Source organism: Paludibacter sp. (assembly GCF_009712605.1).
In the GTDB taxonomy this organism is placed as follows: Bacteria; Bacteroidota; Bacteroidia; order Bacteroidales; family Paludibacteraceae; genus Microbacter.
Window position 1 is genome coordinate 1 of the sequence record NZ_WASO01000014.1, and the last position, 20146, is coordinate 20146.

General features: G+C 44.3%; 18 protein-coding genes. 1 reads left to right on the forward strand and 17 read right to left on the reverse strand.

From position 1 onward, the window contains the following. Positions 1-513: 513 nt before the first annotated feature. The 16 genes from F8N35_RS10325 to F8N35_RS10400 all read right to left on the reverse strand — a co-directional run bounded on the left by F8N35_RS10325 (position 514) and on the right by F8N35_RS10400 (position 17475). Positions 514-1224, reverse strand: coding sequence for an amino acid racemase (locus F8N35_RS10325; protein ID WP_293052357.1), 711 nt, complete (start codon positions 1222-1224; stop codon positions 514-516). Positions 1225-1517: 293 nt separating this feature from the next. After that, positions 1518-1982, reverse strand: coding sequence for a MaoC family dehydratase (locus tag F8N35_RS10330; protein ID WP_293052360.1), 465 nt, complete (start codon positions 1980-1982; stop codon positions 1518-1520). 253 nt (positions 1983-2235) lie between these two features. Next, positions 2236-4263 carry a thioredoxin domain-containing protein gene (locus F8N35_RS10335; protein ID WP_293052363.1) on the reverse strand — a complete coding sequence of 676 codons (2028 nt, stop codon included), beginning with the start codon at positions 4261-4263 and terminating at the stop codon, positions 2236-2238. 5 nt (positions 4264-4268) lie between these two features. Next, positions 4269-4520, reverse strand: coding sequence for a (4Fe-4S)-binding protein (locus tag F8N35_RS10340; protein ID WP_293052366.1), 252 nt, complete (start codon positions 4518-4520; stop codon positions 4269-4271). Positions 4521-5353: 833 nt separating this feature from the next. After that, entirely contained in the window at positions 5354-6283 is a 930-nt protein-coding gene (locus tag F8N35_RS10345; protein WP_293052369.1) for an FAD:protein FMN transferase, read from the reverse strand. Next, positions 6283-6594 (reverse strand): hypothetical protein, encoded by a 312-nt coding sequence (locus tag F8N35_RS10350; protein ID WP_293052371.1) that lies wholly within the window; start codon positions 6592-6594, stop codon positions 6283-6285. The genes F8N35_RS10345 and F8N35_RS10350 overlap by 1 nt, the downstream gene beginning before the upstream one ends. A 618-nt stretch (positions 6595-7212) precedes the next feature. Next, positions 7213-7926, reverse strand: coding sequence for a LytTR family DNA-binding domain-containing protein (locus F8N35_RS10355; protein WP_293052374.1), 714 nt, complete (start codon positions 7924-7926; stop codon positions 7213-7215). A 94-nt stretch (positions 7927-8020) separates the two neighbouring features. After that, positions 8021-8389, reverse strand: coding sequence for a hypothetical protein (locus tag F8N35_RS10360; RefSeq protein ID WP_293052377.1), 369 nt, complete (start codon positions 8387-8389; stop codon positions 8021-8023). A 55-nt stretch (positions 8390-8444) separates the two neighbouring features. Beyond that, positions 8445-9308, reverse strand: a complete 864-nt coding sequence (locus F8N35_RS10365; RefSeq protein WP_293052380.1) for a histidine kinase — start codon at positions 9306-9308, stop codon at positions 8445-8447. 268 nt (positions 9309-9576) lie between these two features. Further along, positions 9577-10812, reverse strand: coding sequence for an ABC transporter permease (locus tag F8N35_RS10370; protein ID WP_293052383.1), 1236 nt, complete (start codon positions 10810-10812; stop codon positions 9577-9579). Next, positions 10805-11551, reverse strand: a complete 747-nt coding sequence (locus F8N35_RS10375) for an ABC transporter ATP-binding protein (protein WP_293052386.1) — start codon at positions 11549-11551, stop codon at positions 10805-10807. The genes F8N35_RS10370 and F8N35_RS10375 overlap by 8 nt, the downstream gene beginning before the upstream one ends. Before the next feature lie 2 nt (positions 11552-11553). After that, the gene (locus F8N35_RS10380) at positions 11554-12735 is read right to left on the reverse strand and encodes an efflux RND transporter periplasmic adaptor subunit (RefSeq protein ID WP_293052389.1); all 1182 of its coding nucleotides are present in this window, start codon (positions 12733-12735) and stop codon (positions 11554-11556) included. Between the two features lie 30 nt (positions 12736-12765). Continuing rightward, positions 12766-14091: a TolC family protein gene (locus F8N35_RS10385; protein ID WP_293052391.1), complete on the reverse strand. Its 1326-nt coding sequence runs from the start codon at positions 14089-14091 to the stop codon at positions 12766-12768. A 250-nt stretch (positions 14092-14341) separates the two neighbouring features. Continuing rightward, on the reverse strand, positions 14342-14944 hold the full coding sequence (locus F8N35_RS10390) for a GNAT family N-acetyltransferase (protein WP_293052394.1): 603 nt from the start codon (positions 14942-14944) through the stop codon (positions 14342-14344). Positions 14945-15034: 90 nt separating this feature from the next. Continuing rightward, a complete protein-coding gene (locus F8N35_RS10395) occupies positions 15035-15622 on the reverse strand; it encodes a Crp/Fnr family transcriptional regulator (RefSeq protein WP_293052397.1) in 588 nt (195 codons plus the stop codon). 26 nt (positions 15623-15648) lie between these two features. Continuing rightward, complete coding sequence (locus tag F8N35_RS10400) at positions 15649-17475, reverse strand: U32 family peptidase (protein ID WP_293052400.1); 1827 nt, start codon at positions 17473-17475, stop codon at positions 15649-15651. A gap of 161 nt (positions 17476-17636) precedes the next feature. Between F8N35_RS10400 and F8N35_RS10405 the strand changes: the two genes are divergently transcribed. Next, positions 17637-18608: a hypothetical protein gene (locus F8N35_RS10405; RefSeq protein ID WP_293052403.1), complete on the forward strand. Its 972-nt coding sequence runs from the start codon at positions 17637-17639 to the stop codon at positions 18606-18608. Between the two features lie 70 nt (positions 18609-18678). Here the strand turns inward: F8N35_RS10405 and F8N35_RS10410 are convergent, their stop codons facing one another. Beyond that, positions 18679-20130: a family 43 glycosylhydrolase gene (locus F8N35_RS10410; protein ID WP_293052406.1), complete on the reverse strand. Its 1452-nt coding sequence runs from the start codon at positions 20128-20130 to the stop codon at positions 18679-18681. Between the last annotated feature and the right edge of the window lie 16 nt (positions 20131-20146).

Genomic DNA, 20146 nt, shown 5'->3' on the forward strand with positions numbered 1-20146 from the left:
TTTTTTTTTTTTTTTTTTTTTTTTTTTTTTTTTTTTTTTTTTTTTTTTTTTTTTTGTATTGATTATTAGTGTTTTACATGGTGGCTTGAAAAGCCTCAATTTCATAACTTCAGCTCTGAGGATGATGATTCCTATGTTATGGCGACCAGAAAGGTCGAACAAAACTCAAAATCATGCCTTTCAGGCATTGCTGTATGAGTCATTAGACCCGTACGCCATTGGCATACGGTTATGAAAATTCTGCCTTTCAGGCAAAATGAGAGACAATCGGGAGATAGGGGGATATTTATACTCCATAACAACGATTATTTGTTATTTACCAGATGGCTTGAAAAGCCATAATTTCATAACCTCAGGTCTGTGACCTGAGGAAGACAGTAATCCTATACCATGCGACCTGAAAGGTTGGACAAGACATAACGTCAAGCCCAGTGTTCTCTTGCGAGACACTTCTTACCTGCAATAAATATTTTTGAGAACAAACATACAAAGATAAGACAGAATGCGGAAAAGTCACTTGTCGGATAATCTTTCTACCAGCGATTGTATGTGAATTTGAGCAGTGTCCAGCACCGGAATGCGAAAGTCTTTGCTGCTAAGCATCAGAGGAAGCTCTGTGCAGCCGAGGATGATACCATCGCAGGATTCATTTTCGATAAGGTGATTACAGAGTGCAATCATTTCTGCCTTCTTTTCGGGAATAACAATACCGTCTTCCAGTTCGGGGAAAATAATGTTATGAATCGTTTCCTGTTCTTTTGCGGGAGGCACAATAACGTTGATGCCGTGTTGCGCAAACACCTCCTGATAAAAAGAGTGTTGCATGGTGAACCGTGTGCCTGTCAGCAGGACGTTTTTCAATTGCAATTGCACGGCACGATTGCAGGTAGCTTCAACAATGCTGATGAGCGGAATAGGGGAGTGTGACTGAAGCCTGTCGAAAACGACATGCGGAGTATTCGAAGCAATGGCAGCCACCGTTGCTCCGGCGTTTTTCAAAGAAATGATCGACCTGAGTAAAAGGTCGGTCACTCCTGAATAGTCTTTGTTATCAATCAGCGACAACATTTTAGTCATGTTGATGCTGTTGATGATAATGCGTGGATAGTTATCGTCCTTTGATGCGGAACGGTAACCGTTGATAATGCCTTTGTAATATTCAACGGTTGATTCGGGGCCGATGCCACCCACAATCCCGATAGTTACCGGGTTATTTTGTGTCATAGACAATGAGATTATATTGATTAAGTGTATACAAATCTCAATTGCAGACCTCTCCTCTCGACGACTGCGTGTCAGAGTCAGACATTTATCGTCTGACCCAACCTCCTCCTACAGACGACTGTGTGTCTGTATTTTCAACCCAAGGAGAGGAGGAGCAAGACCGTGAAATATTTAGAATTCAATTCATTTTGCAGATTTTCCCCCTCTCTTCGGGAGAGGGGCTAGGGGAGAGGTCAAATGCGAAAATTAAGAAATGAACTAAACGGTATTAATGTCTAATAGTGTTTGTCTGCTTAGTTGAAATGGTAAAGGAATACTACCGAACCCTGAAAGGCTGGTTTGTTGCTGTCTTTAATTTCCATTGTAACGCCGATTTCGGCTTTGGTAATACCGCGCAGGTTGACGGCCGATACCAGTGTGGCTCTTACTCTTACTTCGCTGTTTACGGTAACGGCCTGATTGAATTTGAGTTTTTCAATACCGTAGTTCACCAGCAGTTTCGTGTTTTGCACTTCAACGATTTGTGCCCATAAAACAGGAAGCAGCGATACGGTAAGATAACCGTGAGCAATAGTTGCTTTATAAGGGCTTTCTGTTTGCGCTCTTTTCTCGTCCACATGAATCCACTGATGGTCGAGTGTGGCGTCGGCAAAAAGATTGATTTGTTCCTGTGTAATTTGTAAATAGTCGGATACACCCAGCTCTTTTCCTAAGTATGGTTCGAAATCCTGATGACTGCTGATAATTACTTTGCTCATATACAGTTTGTTTAGATAGATTTAAGTCGTTTGTGCAAACGTTTGTTCTTTAAATAGGCTTCAAAGTTACAAAAAGTCATTTATATTTTTTGTGCCCGAAGCAAGGCTAGAGGTAAAAATAGTTGTTTATTGCAACCTAATGTTAAGTTGAGCCGTAAATGATGATTAAAACGATGAAAAAAATAATCCGGAATATAAGATGTGCAAAAGGCGACCTTAATATTCCGGATGTAAAAGCTGATTTTACGGTTGGTCAGGTTCTGAGCAATTGCAGGGCTTCTTCCATCGAATGAACCGGCAAACCGCAGGTATTGTTCCGACAAATGTAAAAGCTTAAATCTTTATCGTTTGCACGTTCTTTCAATAGCGGTAATGTTGCATCATCTCCTCCTGCTATCACAGTAAGCGGCAAATAATGTTGCTGTAAGCGCAAAGCTTCCGACAGCGCATTTTCGCCTGTAACTACAATCTCAATCGACGGATGGGTGATTTTACCGGCCAATATCGTCCAGTTTGCAAAATAGGCGCCACCTTGTATGTAGCGCTGTCCGATAGTTTTCAGCATCACTTCTGCCCGCTGTTGGTAAATGAGGTTGTCGGTAAGCCGACCCAGCTTTAACAGCACATGCGCCATCCTGGAGTTCGACGAAGGCATCACGTTATCAGTATAATCGTATTTTCGGGCAATAAGAGGTTCCGATTTGTCAGACGTGTAATAGAAAAGCTGGTGTTCTTCGTCCGTAAAATGATGAAGCACGTAATTGGTCAGCCGATCGGCGAGTTGCACGTGGTGGATGTCAAACGTCACTTCGTATAACGACAGCATCGCGTCAGCCAGAAAAGCATAATCGTCCAGAAACGCTTCGGTGGAAACTTTGCCATCCATGCAGGTTCGGTACAGAATATCATCGTGAAGCAGGTATTTCTTCACGAAACCGACCAGTTCTGTTGCGCGTTGCAGGTAAGCCGGATTGCCGAATGCTTTGTATGCCGAAACGTAGGCCGAAATCATCAGTGCGTTCCATGGTGTAATAATCTTTTCATCGGTTGACGGACGAACCCGTTTGCTCCGAGCGTTGAACAGAAGTTTGTTCGCCTCTTGCAAAATGTTGTCAAAATCACCGGGATCTACTCCGTTTTTAAGAGCAAATTCCTCTTTGTCCACCGTGTAATGCAGTATGTTTTTCCCTTTCTCCCAATTGCCGTTTGTGCTAATGTGATAAAAATGAGAAAGTAATCCTGTGTCGGTTGATTCCAGCGAATGTTCAAATTCCTCTTTTGTCCACACATAAAACTTTCCCTCTTCGTGTTCACTGTCGGCATCGATAGAAGAGTAGAATCCACCTTCCGGATTCCGGAGTTCTCTTTCAGCAAATGCAATGGTTTGTTCTGCAATGGTTTGATATTCAGGTTTGCGTGTTACCTGCCAGGCATGCGCGTAAAGCGTAATCAACTGAGCGTTGTCGTACAGCATTTTCTCGAAATGGGGTACTTTCCATTGCCCGTCTGTAGAATAACGTGCAAAACCGCCGCCTATCTGGTCGTAAATGCCGCCCCGGGCCATTGAGTCGAGGGTATAGGTAACCGCCGACAGAACGTTTTTTTTACCGGTAAGAGAATAATATTGTAACAGGGCTTCCCATCCCACCGGCAGCATGAATTTAGGAGTGCCCTTAAAGCCCCCGGACAATAAATCCACCTGAGAAAGAAGGCTTTCAAATGCTTCGTGATAGTCGGATTGCAGAATAATATCCGATTCCGTCTCTTCGTCAAAAGTTACGGACAACGGATTTGTTTGCAATCCCTTGGTTAAGGAACTTGCGGCTTCTTCCACTTTTGGAAAATCGGTTTCATACAAGTCGGCCAGTTGTTGCAACAGCTCTTTCCATTGATGAGGCTGAAAATAGGTGGCCGCATAAAACGGACGTCCGTCGGGTAGGGCGAAGGCATTGAGCGGCCAGCCTCCCCGTCCGTTGATAAGCTGGGCAGCTTCCATATAAATCTGATCAATGTCGGGGCGTTCCTCCCGGTCTATTTTGATGCAGACAAAGTGCCTGTTCATCAGTCCGGCAATGGCTGTGTTAGAGAAAGATTCCTGTGCCATCACATGGCACCAGTGGCACGAGGCGTAACCGATGCTGATCAAAAGGGGTTTGTTCTCTGCTTTTGCTTTGTCTAAAGCCTCCTCTCCCCATTCGAACCAATCGACAGGGTTGGCCGCATGTTGGCGAAGGTATGGACTGGCTGCATGAGCCAGTCGGTTGTATGTAATAGGTTGCATAATAGTTAGGTTTTAGTATCGGTATTGTTGTTTCTGTAATAGCTTAATGCCCCGCTCGGGCACTTTTCTATTTGCGCTATAATTTGTCCGGTAGATGCTCCGTTCGGATTTATCCATGGACGTTTCTGAGGATTGAACACAGCGGGTAAACCCTCTTCATCACACCAGCAAACAGTGGAATGAATACACAAACCGGGTTTCCAAACGATGGTGATCTCTCCGTTACTATATTCTTTGACAATGTTTTTTGTATCCATAGCGTTGGTTTTTTGCTCAAAGGCAATGGTGCGATTATTGTATTTATGTTGCAAATATAAGGTGGTAGTTTGCCAAAGTGGAATGATGGACCGATGTTTTATACAATTTCAGGCTAGTTGGGAAACTGGATGAGGAACGCAAACTACGCAAATGGCACAAATCTAAACCGGTTATAATCGGCTAAATGTAAATTTTTTGTGATTTTTTGTAGGCGTATTTGATCGGTGCTAATTAGAATAATGAGTATCTGATATTTTGCCTAATGGCTTGAAAAGCCCCATTTTCATAACAGCAGGTCTGTTACCTGCGTGTTGGCAGAGCTTCTACCTACATGACCTGAAAGGTCGGACTATACTAAAAGTAATTCTTTTGACTACGTCGATTTGCAATTCAGGCATAGAAGAGCGGGGCATTGACAATGAGGCTGTTTCAAAATAGAAATTGATTTTGAAATAACTTACGATCCGAAAGTAGATCATTGTTTATTTTTTACCCCAAACCCACTGACGATCTACGATGTCACTACTATAAGCCTGAAGGGGCTATAAATCTGCTATTTTTATTGGCGTAAAAGTCCCCTTTAGGGGATTTAGGGGTATAAAAATGAGATTGTCTTTCTGTTTATAAGTTTATCAATAGCGATATTGACTTTTTAGACAACCTCTTATGCAAATGACGTCTTTGACTACGTCGATTTCCAATTCAGACTATATAAAACGCAATTAGGTGACATTTCAGATAATCATTTTGGAATTGTTTGCGTGTTTTTGGTACGGCTTGATTTAAGCCGGTAAGGAGAGTAGCGCAGCAAATGAGAAAGTCAGAATAATCTCTAGCGGATAATATATTTTTTGAAATTACGGGAAAAGACAATATCACCGCTTTTGTCTATCAGAAAACCTTCCACACCGTATTTGTTGGAAAGGAATTCCATTCTTCGGAGAAATGTTGCTTTGTTGCAATTGAAAAGGCCGGTGGAAAGAACGTCGCCGGTAAGTGCATCCTGACTGATGATACCTACCTGACGGTTTTCAGAAGGATAGCCGGTTTTCGGACTGATAATATGCCCGTAGCGTTTTCCTTCTATCTCAAGAAAAGTGTTTTCGTTCGAAGAAGTAGAGTAGCATTGATTGGCAAGCTGTAGCAAAAAGAGAGTGTGATCCTCATCTTCTGTATCGTTTACTTCCACTTGCCAGTATGGATGCGAGTCGTTGTTGAGGGCGCAGATGCTGCTTCCGCCGGCATTGATGATGGCGTCGGTTATTCCGGCAGCGCGCATCAGTTTTGCCACCTCGTCGACGGCAAAAGCTTTGACAAACGATCCGGTAATGATTTCCTGATCTTTTTCAATGGCGACCTTTGTACCTTCGATTTGGATGCGCCGGTAACCGACCTGCAACAGTGCAGTCCGAATCTCGTCGTCGGAAGGAATGCGCCAGGCGGATGTTTTGTAGAAGCCCCACAAGCGAATCAGCGGCATCACGGTGATGTCGTATTCGCCTGCCAGATCATCAGACAGATCGTTCAAACGCTTTAGTAATGTTGCTGTGGTGGCGTCGGTATTGACAAACGATCCGGCCTGCCGGTTGATCTGGTCTATAAATGAGCCTTTGGAATATGAGTTGTAGCGCTCGTTGATGGTTTCCATCACTGCAAACAACTCATCAAAAACCGATTCGTCCCAAAATGCTGACAGTTTCAATTTTATGTGAGCATGAAACAGCCAGCGTGTTTGGGCTTTATAGAGCAGCGATGACGCCATTATTTTGTAGAAGAAGCTTTTTCGGGCTTATCTTTTTCGATTTTTGTTTTTGAATCCCATGCCTGAGTGTGGCTTTTGTTTCCTGCTTTGTCAACAGTTGTTGTGCTTTTAGCTTTACGGTTTGTATTTGTTGTGGTTTCAGCAGCTTTCTTGTCCTTCGCCTTAGCTTTGGAAGAAGTGGCTTTTTCTTGTTTTGACTGATCGCCGGAGGTGCCTGTGTTGCTTTTATTGGCTTGAGCCATTGCGTCTTTTCCACCGAATACAAACAGAGCTCCGATAAGGAGAAGGATCGCTTTTTTGAGGTTAGTCATATCTTATAGTATGGTTGATTGTTACGATGGCAAAAATAGGTAATATTCGGGATTGAAATAGTCAGAAATAATTGATGGACGTTAAATTTGCTGAAACGCAAAGAATAAGATGCCGTGTTGAGAGATTACGCAGATAGAAGTTGTCTCTACTCTTTGTTAGATTATAATTTCGCTCCTATCGGAGCTCTTTAGTGCATCTTAATCAATATTTCTACCATAATATCGCTTCTCCGAAGCTAAAAAATGCTCCGATAGGAATAGTATTACGGTAGCATCTTCATATAGAAGTTTAGCGCAGGACTGTTTTTTAATTTCAAATGCTGCTAAGTCAGATTAGGAACAGCCTTGTCCGGTGAGCAAAAAAACAAGCGAGTGAAGCGAAAAATCGGCCACTGTTTGAAACTCCTGACGCAAGGAAGGAGTGAGTTTGGGCGATTTAGCTTGGCGAGCGCTAGTTTTTTTAGCGAAGCGGGCATAGCCTTGAATTTTTTGCTTCCTTTTGGCTTCAAGGCAAAAAGGAAGTCGGGGTCACAGGGGCGGAAGCCCCTTATTAATTTTTTAAATGCGAAATTCCTGCGTCCTGTTGGCCCGTTATACGTGTCCCCTCCGATTGTTCCTTTAAGCGAAAAACCGTTTGTTGAGAAATTCCATGAAATGGTCCTTGTAAGAATCGGAGATGGGAATATGGACTTTCCCGAAGACAATGCGGTTGCGTTCGATGGTTTTTATCTTGTCGAGCTGAACGATAAACGACCGGTGAACCCGCATGAATTTATCGGGCGGAAGGCGCTCTTCAACCGATTTCATACTCATTAACGATAATACAGGTTCGGCCGAGTTTTCGAGATAAATCTTCACGTAATCTTTCAATCCTTCAACGTAAAGAATGTCGTTGAGGAATATCTGTACCAGCTTGTATTCCGTTTTGACGAAGATGGAAGCGTTGGCCGATTCACCGTTGGATTGGTTGTGAAGCAGATTGAACAATTTCGCTGCTTTGTTGGCGGCTTGCAGAAACTCCTGATAACTGATAGGCTTTAGCAGGTAATCGAGCGCATTGACCTTATAGCCGTCCAGTGCATATTGCTGAAAGGCGGTAGTGAAAATCACCTTGGTTTTGTCGCTGATCATTTTTGAGAGCTCCAGTCCGTTGAGTTCCGGCATTTGAATGTCCAAAAACAACAAATCAATACCGCCGCCATGGATAGCTTCCATCGCTGCAATGGCATTGTTGCAACGACCTACAAGATTGAGAAACGGCGTTTTGCGTACGTAGCTCTCTATCAAATCCAGCGCGAGCGGTTCGTCGTCAACTATCAGGCAGTTAATCATTGTTGTACAGGGTTGAAAAAGGTTGATTTTATGGAAATCAAAGATAGCAGAAAGAGAGAAAAAGCCGCTCGGATGAACGGCTTTTTCTGTGAATTTATTTTTGACGTTTCAAAACCAATCCTGGATTTTCCTGACCGTCGGGAGCAGGCATTCCTTCTGCTTTCAAAGTGATAGTATCGTCATCTTTGAATGTACCTGTGTTTTTTATTGTCATGCCGTTGAAGTCGATTTCGAATGTTAAGCCTGTTTCTGTGATCTTACCGTTTGAAATCGGCATGTCACCCTGAGGAGTGGCAATGGAACCGGTTACTTTGTCACCATCGGTTGCGAATTTGAAGGTCATTTCCATACCTTGTCCGCCATCCGGTGCACCAAAGGTGGCTTTCCATGTTCCGTCAACTTTACCGGCATAAGCCTGTAATGCAAAAAGCAGCATAAATGCTACAGAAGCTAGTGTTTTCATAGTTCAAAATAGTTTTTGTTGTTAATAAAAAGGGTAATTAAAAATACTTACAATATTAAAATTTAATTTGTAGTTGCGCAAAGTATGTGTCGCCTCTGTTCTCGAGGCAAAGAGTGTGATGGTTAGGATAAAGCAACTCAAGTCGTTTACTGAGATTCTCCTGTCCTATACCCGAACCGCTTTTATCCTGCGTATTTTTAGGAAAGAAGCTGTTTTCTACGGTGCAAACCACTTCCTGACCTTCTTTGGATGTAATGTTTATATGTACAAAAGACGGATTTACAGGGCTGACACCATGTTTGAATGCATTTTCAACCAACGAGATAAAGAGCATAGGCGCAATCCGGTCGTTGTCCGATGCGATGTTAAACTCCGTTGTCAGTTTTACCTGATCCGACAGGCGTAACGACATGAGTTCGATATAGCTTTTCAAAAAATCGATCTCTTTCCCGATTGGCACGAAATTGTCGTTGTTTTCGTACAAAACATAACGGAGCAAGCGGCTTAAACGGTGAACCGTATCCTGTGCCTGTTCCGGATGAACCGGTATGAGTGAATAGATGTTGTTGAGCGTATTGAACAGAAAATGTGGATTCAGCTGGTTTTTCAGGTTCTTGAGTTCCGTCTCGAAGCGGTCTTTTTCCATCTCTTTCCGCTCTGTTTCGGTTTTGTACCATTTGCCGGTAACCCGAATTGCCACGCTAAGCCCCACAGAAAGTACCAGAGAGGTAATGTCTCTGAACAAAAACGGATCGGGAGGACGTGGTATGTGCATTCTATCGTGCATCGGACCATGCCAGATATGGGCAAATTCAACGGTACGATACCAGTACAGCAGTAAAGAGCAAACAACGATTAAAAGCGTGTTTACAATAATGAACCGAAAGGTATTCCGATCAAACAGGAATTTGTTTATCATGTATAAATAATTCAGGTAGAACACGATAAAAAACGCGCCTATATAAACAAAATACCCAAAATACATGTCCACTCTGAAATGACGGCTGTCATTCATGAAAATGAAGGGAAAGCAGAAGAGTAATGTCCATACAAGGAGATGGATACAGACCTGAATTTTGTTGCGGTGTCTTTGTGTATTGATTATCATACTGGTGTGCAAAGATACGATTGCTTATAAAAATACAAAATATTTATTGAATAAAAATTATAAAACAAGCCGGTTTTTGTTATTCATATCTTAATGCTTCTATCGGGTCAAGATTAGATGCTTTCCGGGCAGGATACCATCCGAAAAAGATACCGGTTGCCGTACATACTGCGAATGCCAGAAAGACGGTATACACCTGAATGAAAATGGGCCATCCGGCAGCAAATTTTACGAGCAACGAAACTCCGACTCCAAATATGACGCCGATCACGCCTCCGGTAACACTAATCAGAATAGCTTCTATAAGGAACTGCAACAGGATGTCGATTCCTCGCGCTCCGATCGACATGCGCAGGCCGATTTCGCGGGTTCGTTCGGTTACGGAAACATACATGATGTTCATAATACCGATACCACCCACCAGAAGCGAAATGGCGGCAATCGCAGCCAGCAGCACGGTCATCATGTCGCTGGTAGAGGTCATCATGGTGAGCAGCTCTTTTTGCGAACGGATACGGAAGTCGTTGTCAGCATCGTCTGCCAGTTTATGGGATTTCCGCAATATGGTTTCCATCTCATCCTGAGCACTGTCCGAAACCGCTTCGCTACGCGCCGAAGCCGAGATATTGTTGAAATAATTAATCGCTGAAATACGCTTCATCACTGTGGTGTAAGGAGCAAGTATCACGTCATCCTGATCTTGTCCCATGGAGTTGTTTCCTTTTTCGGTCAAAACGCCCACCACACGCATTGGAATGTTTTTGAAACGGATCACTTTTCCTACAGGATCTTCTCCGTTGGTAAAGAGGTTGGTCACAACGGTTTTTCCTATCACACACACTTTGGCCGCCGCTTTAATGTCCTGATCGGTAAACATATCGCCGTCGGCAATGGTGTATTTACGGATATTGAGATAACTGGCATTCACGCCTGACATGGAAGTCGGTGTGTTGTTGGTGCCGTATATAGCCTGACCGGCAGCGCTCACTATCGGAGTGATGTCCGACAGGTATTCGCTTTGGTCGAGTAATGCCTGATAATCGGCCTGTTTCAGGGTTTGCATGCTGCTGGCATCCTGACGAACGCCTCCCATCATGCCCTGTCCCGGTTCTACGAATATCATGTTCGATCCCATTTCTGACAACGAACTCTGAATGCTTCGTTTCGATCCTTGTCCGATAGCCAGCATGGTGATAACCGAAGCAACACCGATGATGATGCCGAGCATGGTCAGGAATCCCCTGAATTTATTATTGCTCAAAGCCCGCAATGCGATCTTGAACAAATTGCTGAAGTTGACATATCGTTTAATCATCGAGTTTCGGAAGTTTTTGCAATGCCTCGTGAGCCGAAGCAATGTTTTTGTTTACAGTATCTTCGAGAACCAGACCGTCGCGCAACACGATGTTACGGCTGCTGAAAGATGCCAGTTCCGGATTGTGCGTAACGAAAATTATAGTACGTCCTTCTTTTTGGTTCAACTCCTGAAAGAGCGAAAGAATCTCAAAAGAGGTGCGTGTATCGAGATTTCCGGTTGCCTCGTCGGCCAGAACAATCACCGGTTCGTTGACCAAAGCACGGGCAATGGCTACACGTTGCTGCTGTCCACCCGACATTTGGTTCGACTTGTGATAGAGCCTGTCGGCCAGCCCAACCGCTTTCAGCGATTCGATGGCTTTGCGTTTTCGTTCTCGTGCCGATACTTCGTTGTTGTAGATCAACGGGAGCTCCACGTTTTCTACAGCTGTGGTTTTAGGTAGCAGATTGTACGACTGAAAAACAAAACCGATCTTTCGGTTGCGAAGCATGGCCCGTTCATCTTTATTCATCTGCTTGATCGAAATTCCGTCGAGCTTGTAATCGCCTTCGGACGGAGTATCGAGACATCCGATAAGATTCAGTAGCGTAGATTTCCCCGAACCGCTAGTCCCCATGATGGTGACGAATTCCCCCGCCGATATAGAGAAGGAGACTCCCCGCAGGGCATGTACTGTCTCGCTACCGACAATGAAATTGCGTTTCAGGTTGATTACTTCAATGATATTTTTTGCCATGATTAATTTGCTGTTTTGGGTCTTCTGTTATCGCTACCCGGACGTTTGGGCATAAACGGACTTGCACCTTCCGATTTTACCCCTGCCCCGGGCATTGTTATTGCTGTTTTTTCGCCAACAATTACTTCGTCACCGGCTTTCAGTCCGCTGAGGACTTCGGTGTGAGTGGCATCTGTAGAACCGATCATAATCTTAACGGCTTGCGATCCGTTAGGCTGTTTAATCCATACCTGTTTTTCGCTACCGCCTGTTTTGTTGACTCTCTTTCCGGTCGGACTGTAATTGAGCGCTTTATTCGGAATAACAAGTACGTCGTTTTTCTCCATTGTGTAGATGTTTACACTGGCGGTCAGACCCGGTTTGAGTTTCAGTTCAGGATTGGCGGCTTTGATTACTACTTTGTAGGTTACCACATTAGAGGTTGTGGTGGCTTCGAGACGTACCTGAGTCACTACACCCGAAAAGACATCATTGGGGAACGCATCAACGGTAAATGATACTTTTTGACCCTCTTTTACCTGTCCGATATCAGCTTCGTCAACGTTAGCCAATACCTGTATCTCGTTCAGGTTGTTGGTAATGGTGAACAGCGTCGGAGTGCTGAAGCTGGCTGCAACCGTCTGGCCTTCATCTACAGCACGGGACAGCACGATTCCGTCGATCGGCGATACGATAGTGGCATAGTTGAGGTTTGTTTTGGCCTTGATCACATCCGATTGAGATTTTTTGAAGTTCAGTTTTGCCGTGTTGTAATTGTACTCAGCCGTTTCGTAATCGGTTTTGCTGACTGCCTGTTTGGCATAAAGATCTTTTATCCGGTTGAAGTTCTTTTCCTGATAATCCATCTGCGTTTTGTTGACATTCAAGTCGGTAAGAGCACTCTCGTAAGTCGAATTAAGAACGGTTTTGTCAATTTCAGCCAGTACCTGTCCCCGTTTTACAACAGAGTTGTAGTCGACGTAAATTTTGGAGATGGTTCCCGACACCTGCGTACCTACTGTGATGGTCTTGATTGGGGAAACAGTTCCGGTAGCGGTTACCGATGCCGATATAGTTCCCATGGCAACTTTGGCTGTCTCCGGAACCGACGGCTGTTGTTTCTCCTTCTTACAGGTAAAAAATCCGATCAGGATCAGCACAAGTATGGCTGCGATGCCAATCCATATTTTTGTTCTCTTGTTCATAAAAGTATGTTTTTGAAATTAGTTTGCCGTTTATTGAATAGGAATGTTTTGGTAGAAGTTCAATAATTTAAGATTGAGTACTGCCGAATATTTTGCCTGTAACAACTCCATTTGAGCCGACAGATAGGTGTTTTTGGCATTCAATAGTTCCACCGTATTTTTCATTCCCAGATTGAACTGATCGTTAATAAGCGAGTAGCTGATTTCTGACGATTTCACCTTGTCTTTGGCCGACATATAACGGCTTTGCGACGACACGACATCCTGATAGGTGGTTTCGATGTTTTTTAGCAATGTTTTCTGCGCTGCCGTATAGTCAAGCTGCGCGTTCTTGATGGCATATTCGGCTTTTTCGACAGCAGACTTGTTTTGGCGATTGGTGAAAATGGGAATGCTTACCGTTACGCCGAGACTCTGTGCAAGGCTGTTGTAAAGTTGACTGGTGAATTTCTCATTGCTGTTGTACAGGTTTCCGGTACCGATACTTCCCGAAAGAGAGACCGTGGGATAATAAGCAGCTTTGCTTTTGTCGAGCGATAGTTCAGCTACTTTGATATTCATCTGTCCGCTTTTAATTTCGGGACGGCTTGAGAGGGCTGTATTGTAAATCTGGCTTTTGTCGGCAACAGGCTGCAAGACGTCTTCGTCTTTGATGTCGGGGAAGGCAATATTCAATTCCTCATTTATATCCAGTTCCAACAATTGTTTCAACGTCAGTTTAGCCTGATCGAGGGTGTTCTGTGCCGAGGTGAACGAATATTTGTCACTACTCAACTGTGTTTCCACCTGAGCATAATCGTTCATGGCGGTAGAGCCGGCATCCAGCAACTGTTTGGCGCGTTTGAGCTGAGCTTCCGACGATTCAACGGTTTGCTTACCAATTTTCACGGCTTCGTTGGCATACAACACGTTGAGGTAAGCCTGTGTGATGGCCGTTGTAATGTCGTTTTGAGTAGATGACGACGAGAGTTCCTGCAATTGTACCTGCAAGCCCTGTTGTTCGATATTTTTGGAGATTCTGCCTCCGTTCCACAGTGTCATGGATGAACTGACGGAGTATCGGCCGGCAACGTTACTGTTATTGTGGTATGAACCGCTGAGACCGGCTATTCGGCTATTGGTGAACGTTTGAGAAACGGAAGCATCGAGCGAAGGAAGTTGCGCTGCCTTGGCGGTAAGTAGATCCACTTTGGCATCCGAAACCCCGATTTTCGATTTCTGAATCTGAATGTTGTTTTTCAGTGCATAGTCAATGCAACTTTTCAGATCCCACTGAGCGGGTTTTTGTTGAGCAGAAAGCTGTAGCGAACAGCCGATACCGATCAACAAGCCCAGAATAATTTTTGTTGGAAACATAATGTCGTGGTTTATAGTTTTCGACAACAAAACTACGACACGACATATGCCAGCTACAATTATATTATAGAAAGGGCTCGTTTTTACCGATACAAACTGGAATTCTATCGACGAAACGGGAATGTAAAAAAGCTCCCGGATAGAGATGTGAGCGAAACAGATAGTTGATATTCACTGAAATCAGCATCCTATGCGGGAGAAATAGAGAAGACAAAAAATGATTCTTTGTTTAGAATTGCAATGATTTGGATCAGGTCAGCAGATGTTTCATATAGAAAAGCGTCGTTGAACCGTGAGCCAATGTTTCGGTCACAACAAATCCTTTTTTACGATATATTTCAACATTGCGGGTATTTGCAGTTTCCAGAAAGAGAGGAAGATGCAGGTGTTTGCATTTTTCAATAACGGGGTTCATTAGTTTACTAGCCAGTCCTTTGCCCTGAGCTTCGGGCAGTACGCCGATGGTGTAGAGATACCAGTATTTTTGTCGCTTTGGAAACTGGCGGTACGAATCGGCCTTGCTCTGCAGGTTCCGGATCACGCATGGAATGCCCATTTTGAAGAGAAAAAACAGATTGCGTTTGATAAAGTTCCATGTGAACCGTTCTTTTGCTTCGTTCTTCCACATGGCAACGGCCGAATTATCCTCGGTGACGTAAATATATCCGTTCTCCAGAGTTTCGTCGATCGTATAATCCATAATCACATCCAGTTTGTTCTTGTGCCTCGACTGTGCTGTGAGCCATTGAATGCAAGGATCATTTCTGAATGATTCGGTCAATACTTTTTTGATGGTAGGTTTGTCCCGGCGGGTTGCCAGTCGTAAATCGGAATTTTCAATCTTTAAGTTCATAATTTCTACTTTTGCCTTTAGTTTCGTTGCAAAAGTAGGCTGTTGCTGCTAGGGCACATTTGACATATGTCAAATAAAAACGGAATAGTGCTATTTTGCGCGAATACGGCTAAGCGTTTCAAGACTGATACCAAGATAGGAGGCAATGTAAGTTAAGGGTATTTGCTGCAGAAAATGAGGGTATCTTTCCAGCATGAAATGATAACGTTCGGCAGCGGTACGAAACTGCATGGAATAGAGCCGTTCTTCGAGCAGGATAACATAACCCGACACCAGTATCTCTTTGATTTGCTGCATAAGTGGATTTTGTGCCTTTATCTCGTCGAAATCGGATGCTTTCATCCTGTATATTTTGCAAGGGGTCATAGCCTGTATGTAGCCGATGCTTTTTTGCTGCAATACCAGACTGGTAAAATTAGCAGCAATGTCGTTCGGAAAATCAAAATTGGTAGTAATCTCAGTCCCGTCTTTGATGTAGTAATTGCGCAGAATACCTTCCAGTACGAAGTAGTAATAATGGCATACTTCACCTTCCCTGACCAAAAAATCATTTTTCTTGAGCGAAATCAGCTGGATATATTCTTTCATCTCGGTCTCCAGCAGGTTCTTCAGCATAGGAATAATTTTATCCTTATAGCTGAGAATTTCTTTACTTGTATTGAAAGTATCAGGCGACATAGATATGACAATATTGGACAATTACATTACGGAATCAGTAATTGCATTTCGCAATTTTTGCAATCGAACTTTAGTAAAAAGCGGTCGTTTTTACCTTGCAGATAGAATGGTTCGCGGGGAGCCTGCTTCGGATGTTGTTTCGACGGACACCAGCCCATTTCGTATTTCAGGCAATACTTCGTAATCATCACCGGCTGGCCGGATTGCAATTTGCCTCCAGTTTCGAGTGCGGCGTCTATCTTTTCTACTCCATGGTCGAGGTGAAACGAGCGTGCTTTGGCATTGGCAACATTGCCCAGATAAGTGAGCTGCTTTTCGGGATACACAGGCGTTTTCTTTCTCGCCTGACGAAGCGTGGGGCGTTGATTGATGCGGATGATCTGTTCCAGTTTGGCGACCATCTGTCTGCGCCATTCGCTTACTTTTGATGCCGGAAAAAACCATGGCGATGAAAATCCGGTGTGGATGCTTTGCAGTTCAAAGTCGGTATTGCCCAGCTTGGCAAACAGAACACGGATATTTTCCTTTACCTCTGAAAATCCTTTGGTGGACAGTTCTTTGTCGCAATCTATGTAGAATAGTATACGGTTTCCTTCAGCATCGGCTTCGATGGAAATGCCGTTGGTAGTGTCTCTGAGAGTAAGGTCGACCTGTATTTTCCGTTCTGCCGATTTCTTTGCCAGCATTTTGTCGAATTCCTGATCAAAATTGCGGTAGAGCATGGTGCCGGTTTTCAAAAACGGCATTTTGAGCGGCGTTACTTTGTCGCCTTCCACGCGGTTTACCCGAATGCCGGTAAAAAGTCCGTCGGGAGAGAGAAAGCAGAGTCCGTCGCCATTTGCCAGCGGCACAAGGCTTTTTACGGTGAACGAATTTCTCTCCACTCTTTTTACAATGCCGATGGGTTGTCCTATTGATTTTGGGGTAGTAGTTTGTACCAGTCCTGTGTTGCGCTCATTCAAAAAATAGGTGGTGGCACTGCGTTGAAATGTCCGTTGCGGATCGGGCGTAAAGAAATGCGTCGTCTTACCCAACGAAGCTCTGGTGTATTTGTCCGACCCTTCGAGCAGAGCATCCAATCGTTGACGGTAGTAAGCCGTAATGTTTTTTACATAGTCAGTTTCTTTGAGGCGGCCTTCGATTTTGAACGAAGAAACTCCCGCATCCATCATGGCACCGAGGTGAGCCGACAGATCGAGGTCTTTGAGCGATAGCAGGTGACCTTCGGGAGAAAGCCGGTTGCCTGTAGCGTCGACAATGGAGTAGGGCAGGCGACAGAGCTGTGCGCATTCGCCACGGTTGGCGCTACGACCTCGCGTGGCCTGACTTGCATAGCACTGCCCGCTGTAGCTTACGCAAAGAGCGCCATGCACGAAGCATTCAATGCGGGCTTTGGTGTTTGTGGTGATATTCCGTATCTGATCCAGTGATAGTTCACGTGCCAGAACGATTTGAGCAAAGCCAGCCTCTTCCAGAAACTTTACTTTCTCCACGGAGCGGTTGTTAGTCTGTGTGCTGGCATGTAGTTCGATCGGAGGCAGATTCATTCCCAAAAGTCCCATATCCTGCACGATCAATGCATCGGCACCTGCCCGATAAAGCTGCCAGACCATCTGTTCTGCTTCGGCCAGTTCTTCATCATGCAAAATGGTGTTGAGCGCCACATATACCTTTGCTCCGAAGCGATGGGCATAGGTAGTAAGCGACTCAATATCGGCAATGGAGTTACCGGCGGCGGAACGGGCACCGAATTTCGGAGCACCGATATAAACGGCATCAGCACCGTGATTGATAGCTTCAATGCCGGTTTCGGCGTTTTTTGAAGGCGATAGTAGTTCGATAGATCTCTTCATAAACAGGACTTCAGAATTGGGATGCAAAGATACGGTAGTTTTTTCAACAGCAGAAAAAATGCTCCGTTAGGAGTGTAATTATAAAAAGTCAAGGTGAGTACATTCTGTAGATAACCGCAAAAATGGTTATATTTGGAAAAATTTCATTTTAAGCATTGTGTATGAAAAAGTGCATGATTCTCATAGTGTTGGTTTGGTCGGTTTCCGTTTCTGCTTTTGCTGCCGGATTGGATACGTTGAAGGTGTCATTGCCCAGCCTTCATTGGGCTTTGCAGTTGAACCTTCCCGGATTCGAGCTGCAAAGTTCGGATGTGAATGCAAAGATAGAAGGCCGTTATATTTCTGCATACAATGATTCGTTGGCCATGGATGTATCGGTTGGAATAGAGGAAAATGTGCTGCAACTGAATAGCTCGAAGGCTTTGAGAGATAGCAGCTGGATTCAACTCAGGAGACTCTTTGATGCAAAACAGGCAGTTGTGCCGGATTCTGTCAGGTATGAGTCGGGCGATTGTGCTTTCTCTGATTTTTTTGTTTCTTCTATCTATGGAAATGTTGTAAATCAGCGTAATATCATTGTTTATCTGTTTTATAACAACGTTTGTGTTACCGTTCAGGTGATAAAATCAAATTATAAAGATGCTGACGTCGAGAATCTTAATAAAGTTCTGCGCAGCATTAAATTGATAGCTCCTTACACGCATGTCTCTCTCGAAAATTTTATAGATGGTGTTGCTTATTTCAATAATGGAAATTATCAACTTGCCGCAAAAATTCTTCAGAAGGCTCTGGATGAAAATAAAAGCGATCAACTATTGAGCAAAGATCAATTGTATTGGTTGATTTCCAATCTGGGACTGGCATACGGTTTTTCCAAACAATTGGGTAAAGCCGTCTCCACGCTTAATTATGGTATCCGGACAGATCCTTATTTTCCGATGTTTTACTACAATCTTGCGGGTGTATATGCTATGGCGGATGATCTCACAGAAACAATTTATTACCTGTTTCAGGCATTTCAGAATAAGAAGAATATGGCGCAGGGAAATGAGTTTCCTGACCCAAAAAAGGATGAACTGTTTCGGAAATACTGGAAGAATGAAAAATTCAGGGATGCAGTGCGAAACCTGTAAGAGATAGAAAAAAAAGACGCAGATCATTAAACCTGCGTCTTTCAAATGTGTTCGTTGATAAATCGTCTGTTTAGTGAGCTTTAAAGTTCCATTTGGAATTGTCACTATTCATGTCAAATTTGCCAAGTGTGGGTGTGCTGTCGCCAGAAGATATCAGAGCCAATTGTTCTTTGGAATTAGGAACAATTTTTGGCATGATTCTGTAGGTGCCATCGGTCAGTTGGTCGATACGCCACAATTGTTCGGGAGCTCCCGTAAATGTCGGTACTGTTACTAATTCAGCATCGACAGTTGCAGCCAAAGCACGTTCAGTTCCTTCAATTACGATTTTGTAGTAAGGGCCTCCGGGGTTTCCTCCACCATCGGGAACTGCTGTGATTGTCCATTTTTGATGAGGACGGAACATGTAATCGCCGATTCTTACATCAATGTTTCCTGTCGGCCATGTGTTGATAACATCAGATAATTGCTGTGAAGCAACCGGTTTAATCGGTTCGTCGTTGTTACGTCCGAATCCACGCATGCCACCCGGCATTCTTGTGAAGTCAACCACCAGTTCCAAAGCATATCCTCTGCGTTCCGATTCAATTTCGTAAGTACCTTCTTTGAAGTTCTCTCCGGCAACTGGCCATCCGTTTTTCCACAACAGAGGGCGAATGCCTAATACGCTACGGCCGCCTTGATCCAAATCAGCTTCGTAGTGGCACGACATTTTTTCTACACCGTCACCCAAAATCCAACGGCCGAAGTGACCGGGACCAGTAACGCGTCCACCGGCAGCAACGACCATTTTACCGCCACCTTCAAGCATGTCGCGTCCCATATTGTCGAGGTAAGGACCTGTAACTTTTCTGGAACGGCCGACAACGATATTGTAGGTTGAGTTAGCACCGTCGCAGCAGGTTCCATGGGTACCCAACAGGTAATACCAGCCATCGCGATACATCAAATCGGTAGCTTCGCAGTCAATGGCGATATTGATGGCTTTGTTGCCTTCTACACGTTTCCCGGTTTTCGGGTCGAGTTCCACAAGGCGAATAAACCCGAAATAGGTGCCGTATGACATCCACAAACGACCATCGGTAGGATCAAGCAGTAATCCCGGGTCGATAGCGTCACAATCTTCCATGTTCTCGGACGAAGCGACAACGATGGGGTCGGTAAACTTAAAATCAGGAGATTTTGGGTCAAGCGTTTTATTCCACATGGTATTAATTCTACCATCGTGTCCGCCACCCAGTCCGCCACCAGTAGAGCCATACACAACGAGGTAACGATCGCCGATTTTGATTACATCGGGAGCTGCACCGCCGCCGGGGCGTACGGCACCACCGTTCCATGTCCAGCCGTCTTCGGAGATTAATCCGCCGCCACCTGTACCAAAAGTATAATATTTTCCGTCGCACTCCGCAATTGTGGAGGGGTCATGTATAAATGGTTTCCCGATTTGTGCTTTCGCTGTTCCGGCTAGCATTACCGATAACAGGGCTGCTACGCCCATTAATTTTGTTCTAAAGTTCATGTGTATATGATTGTTT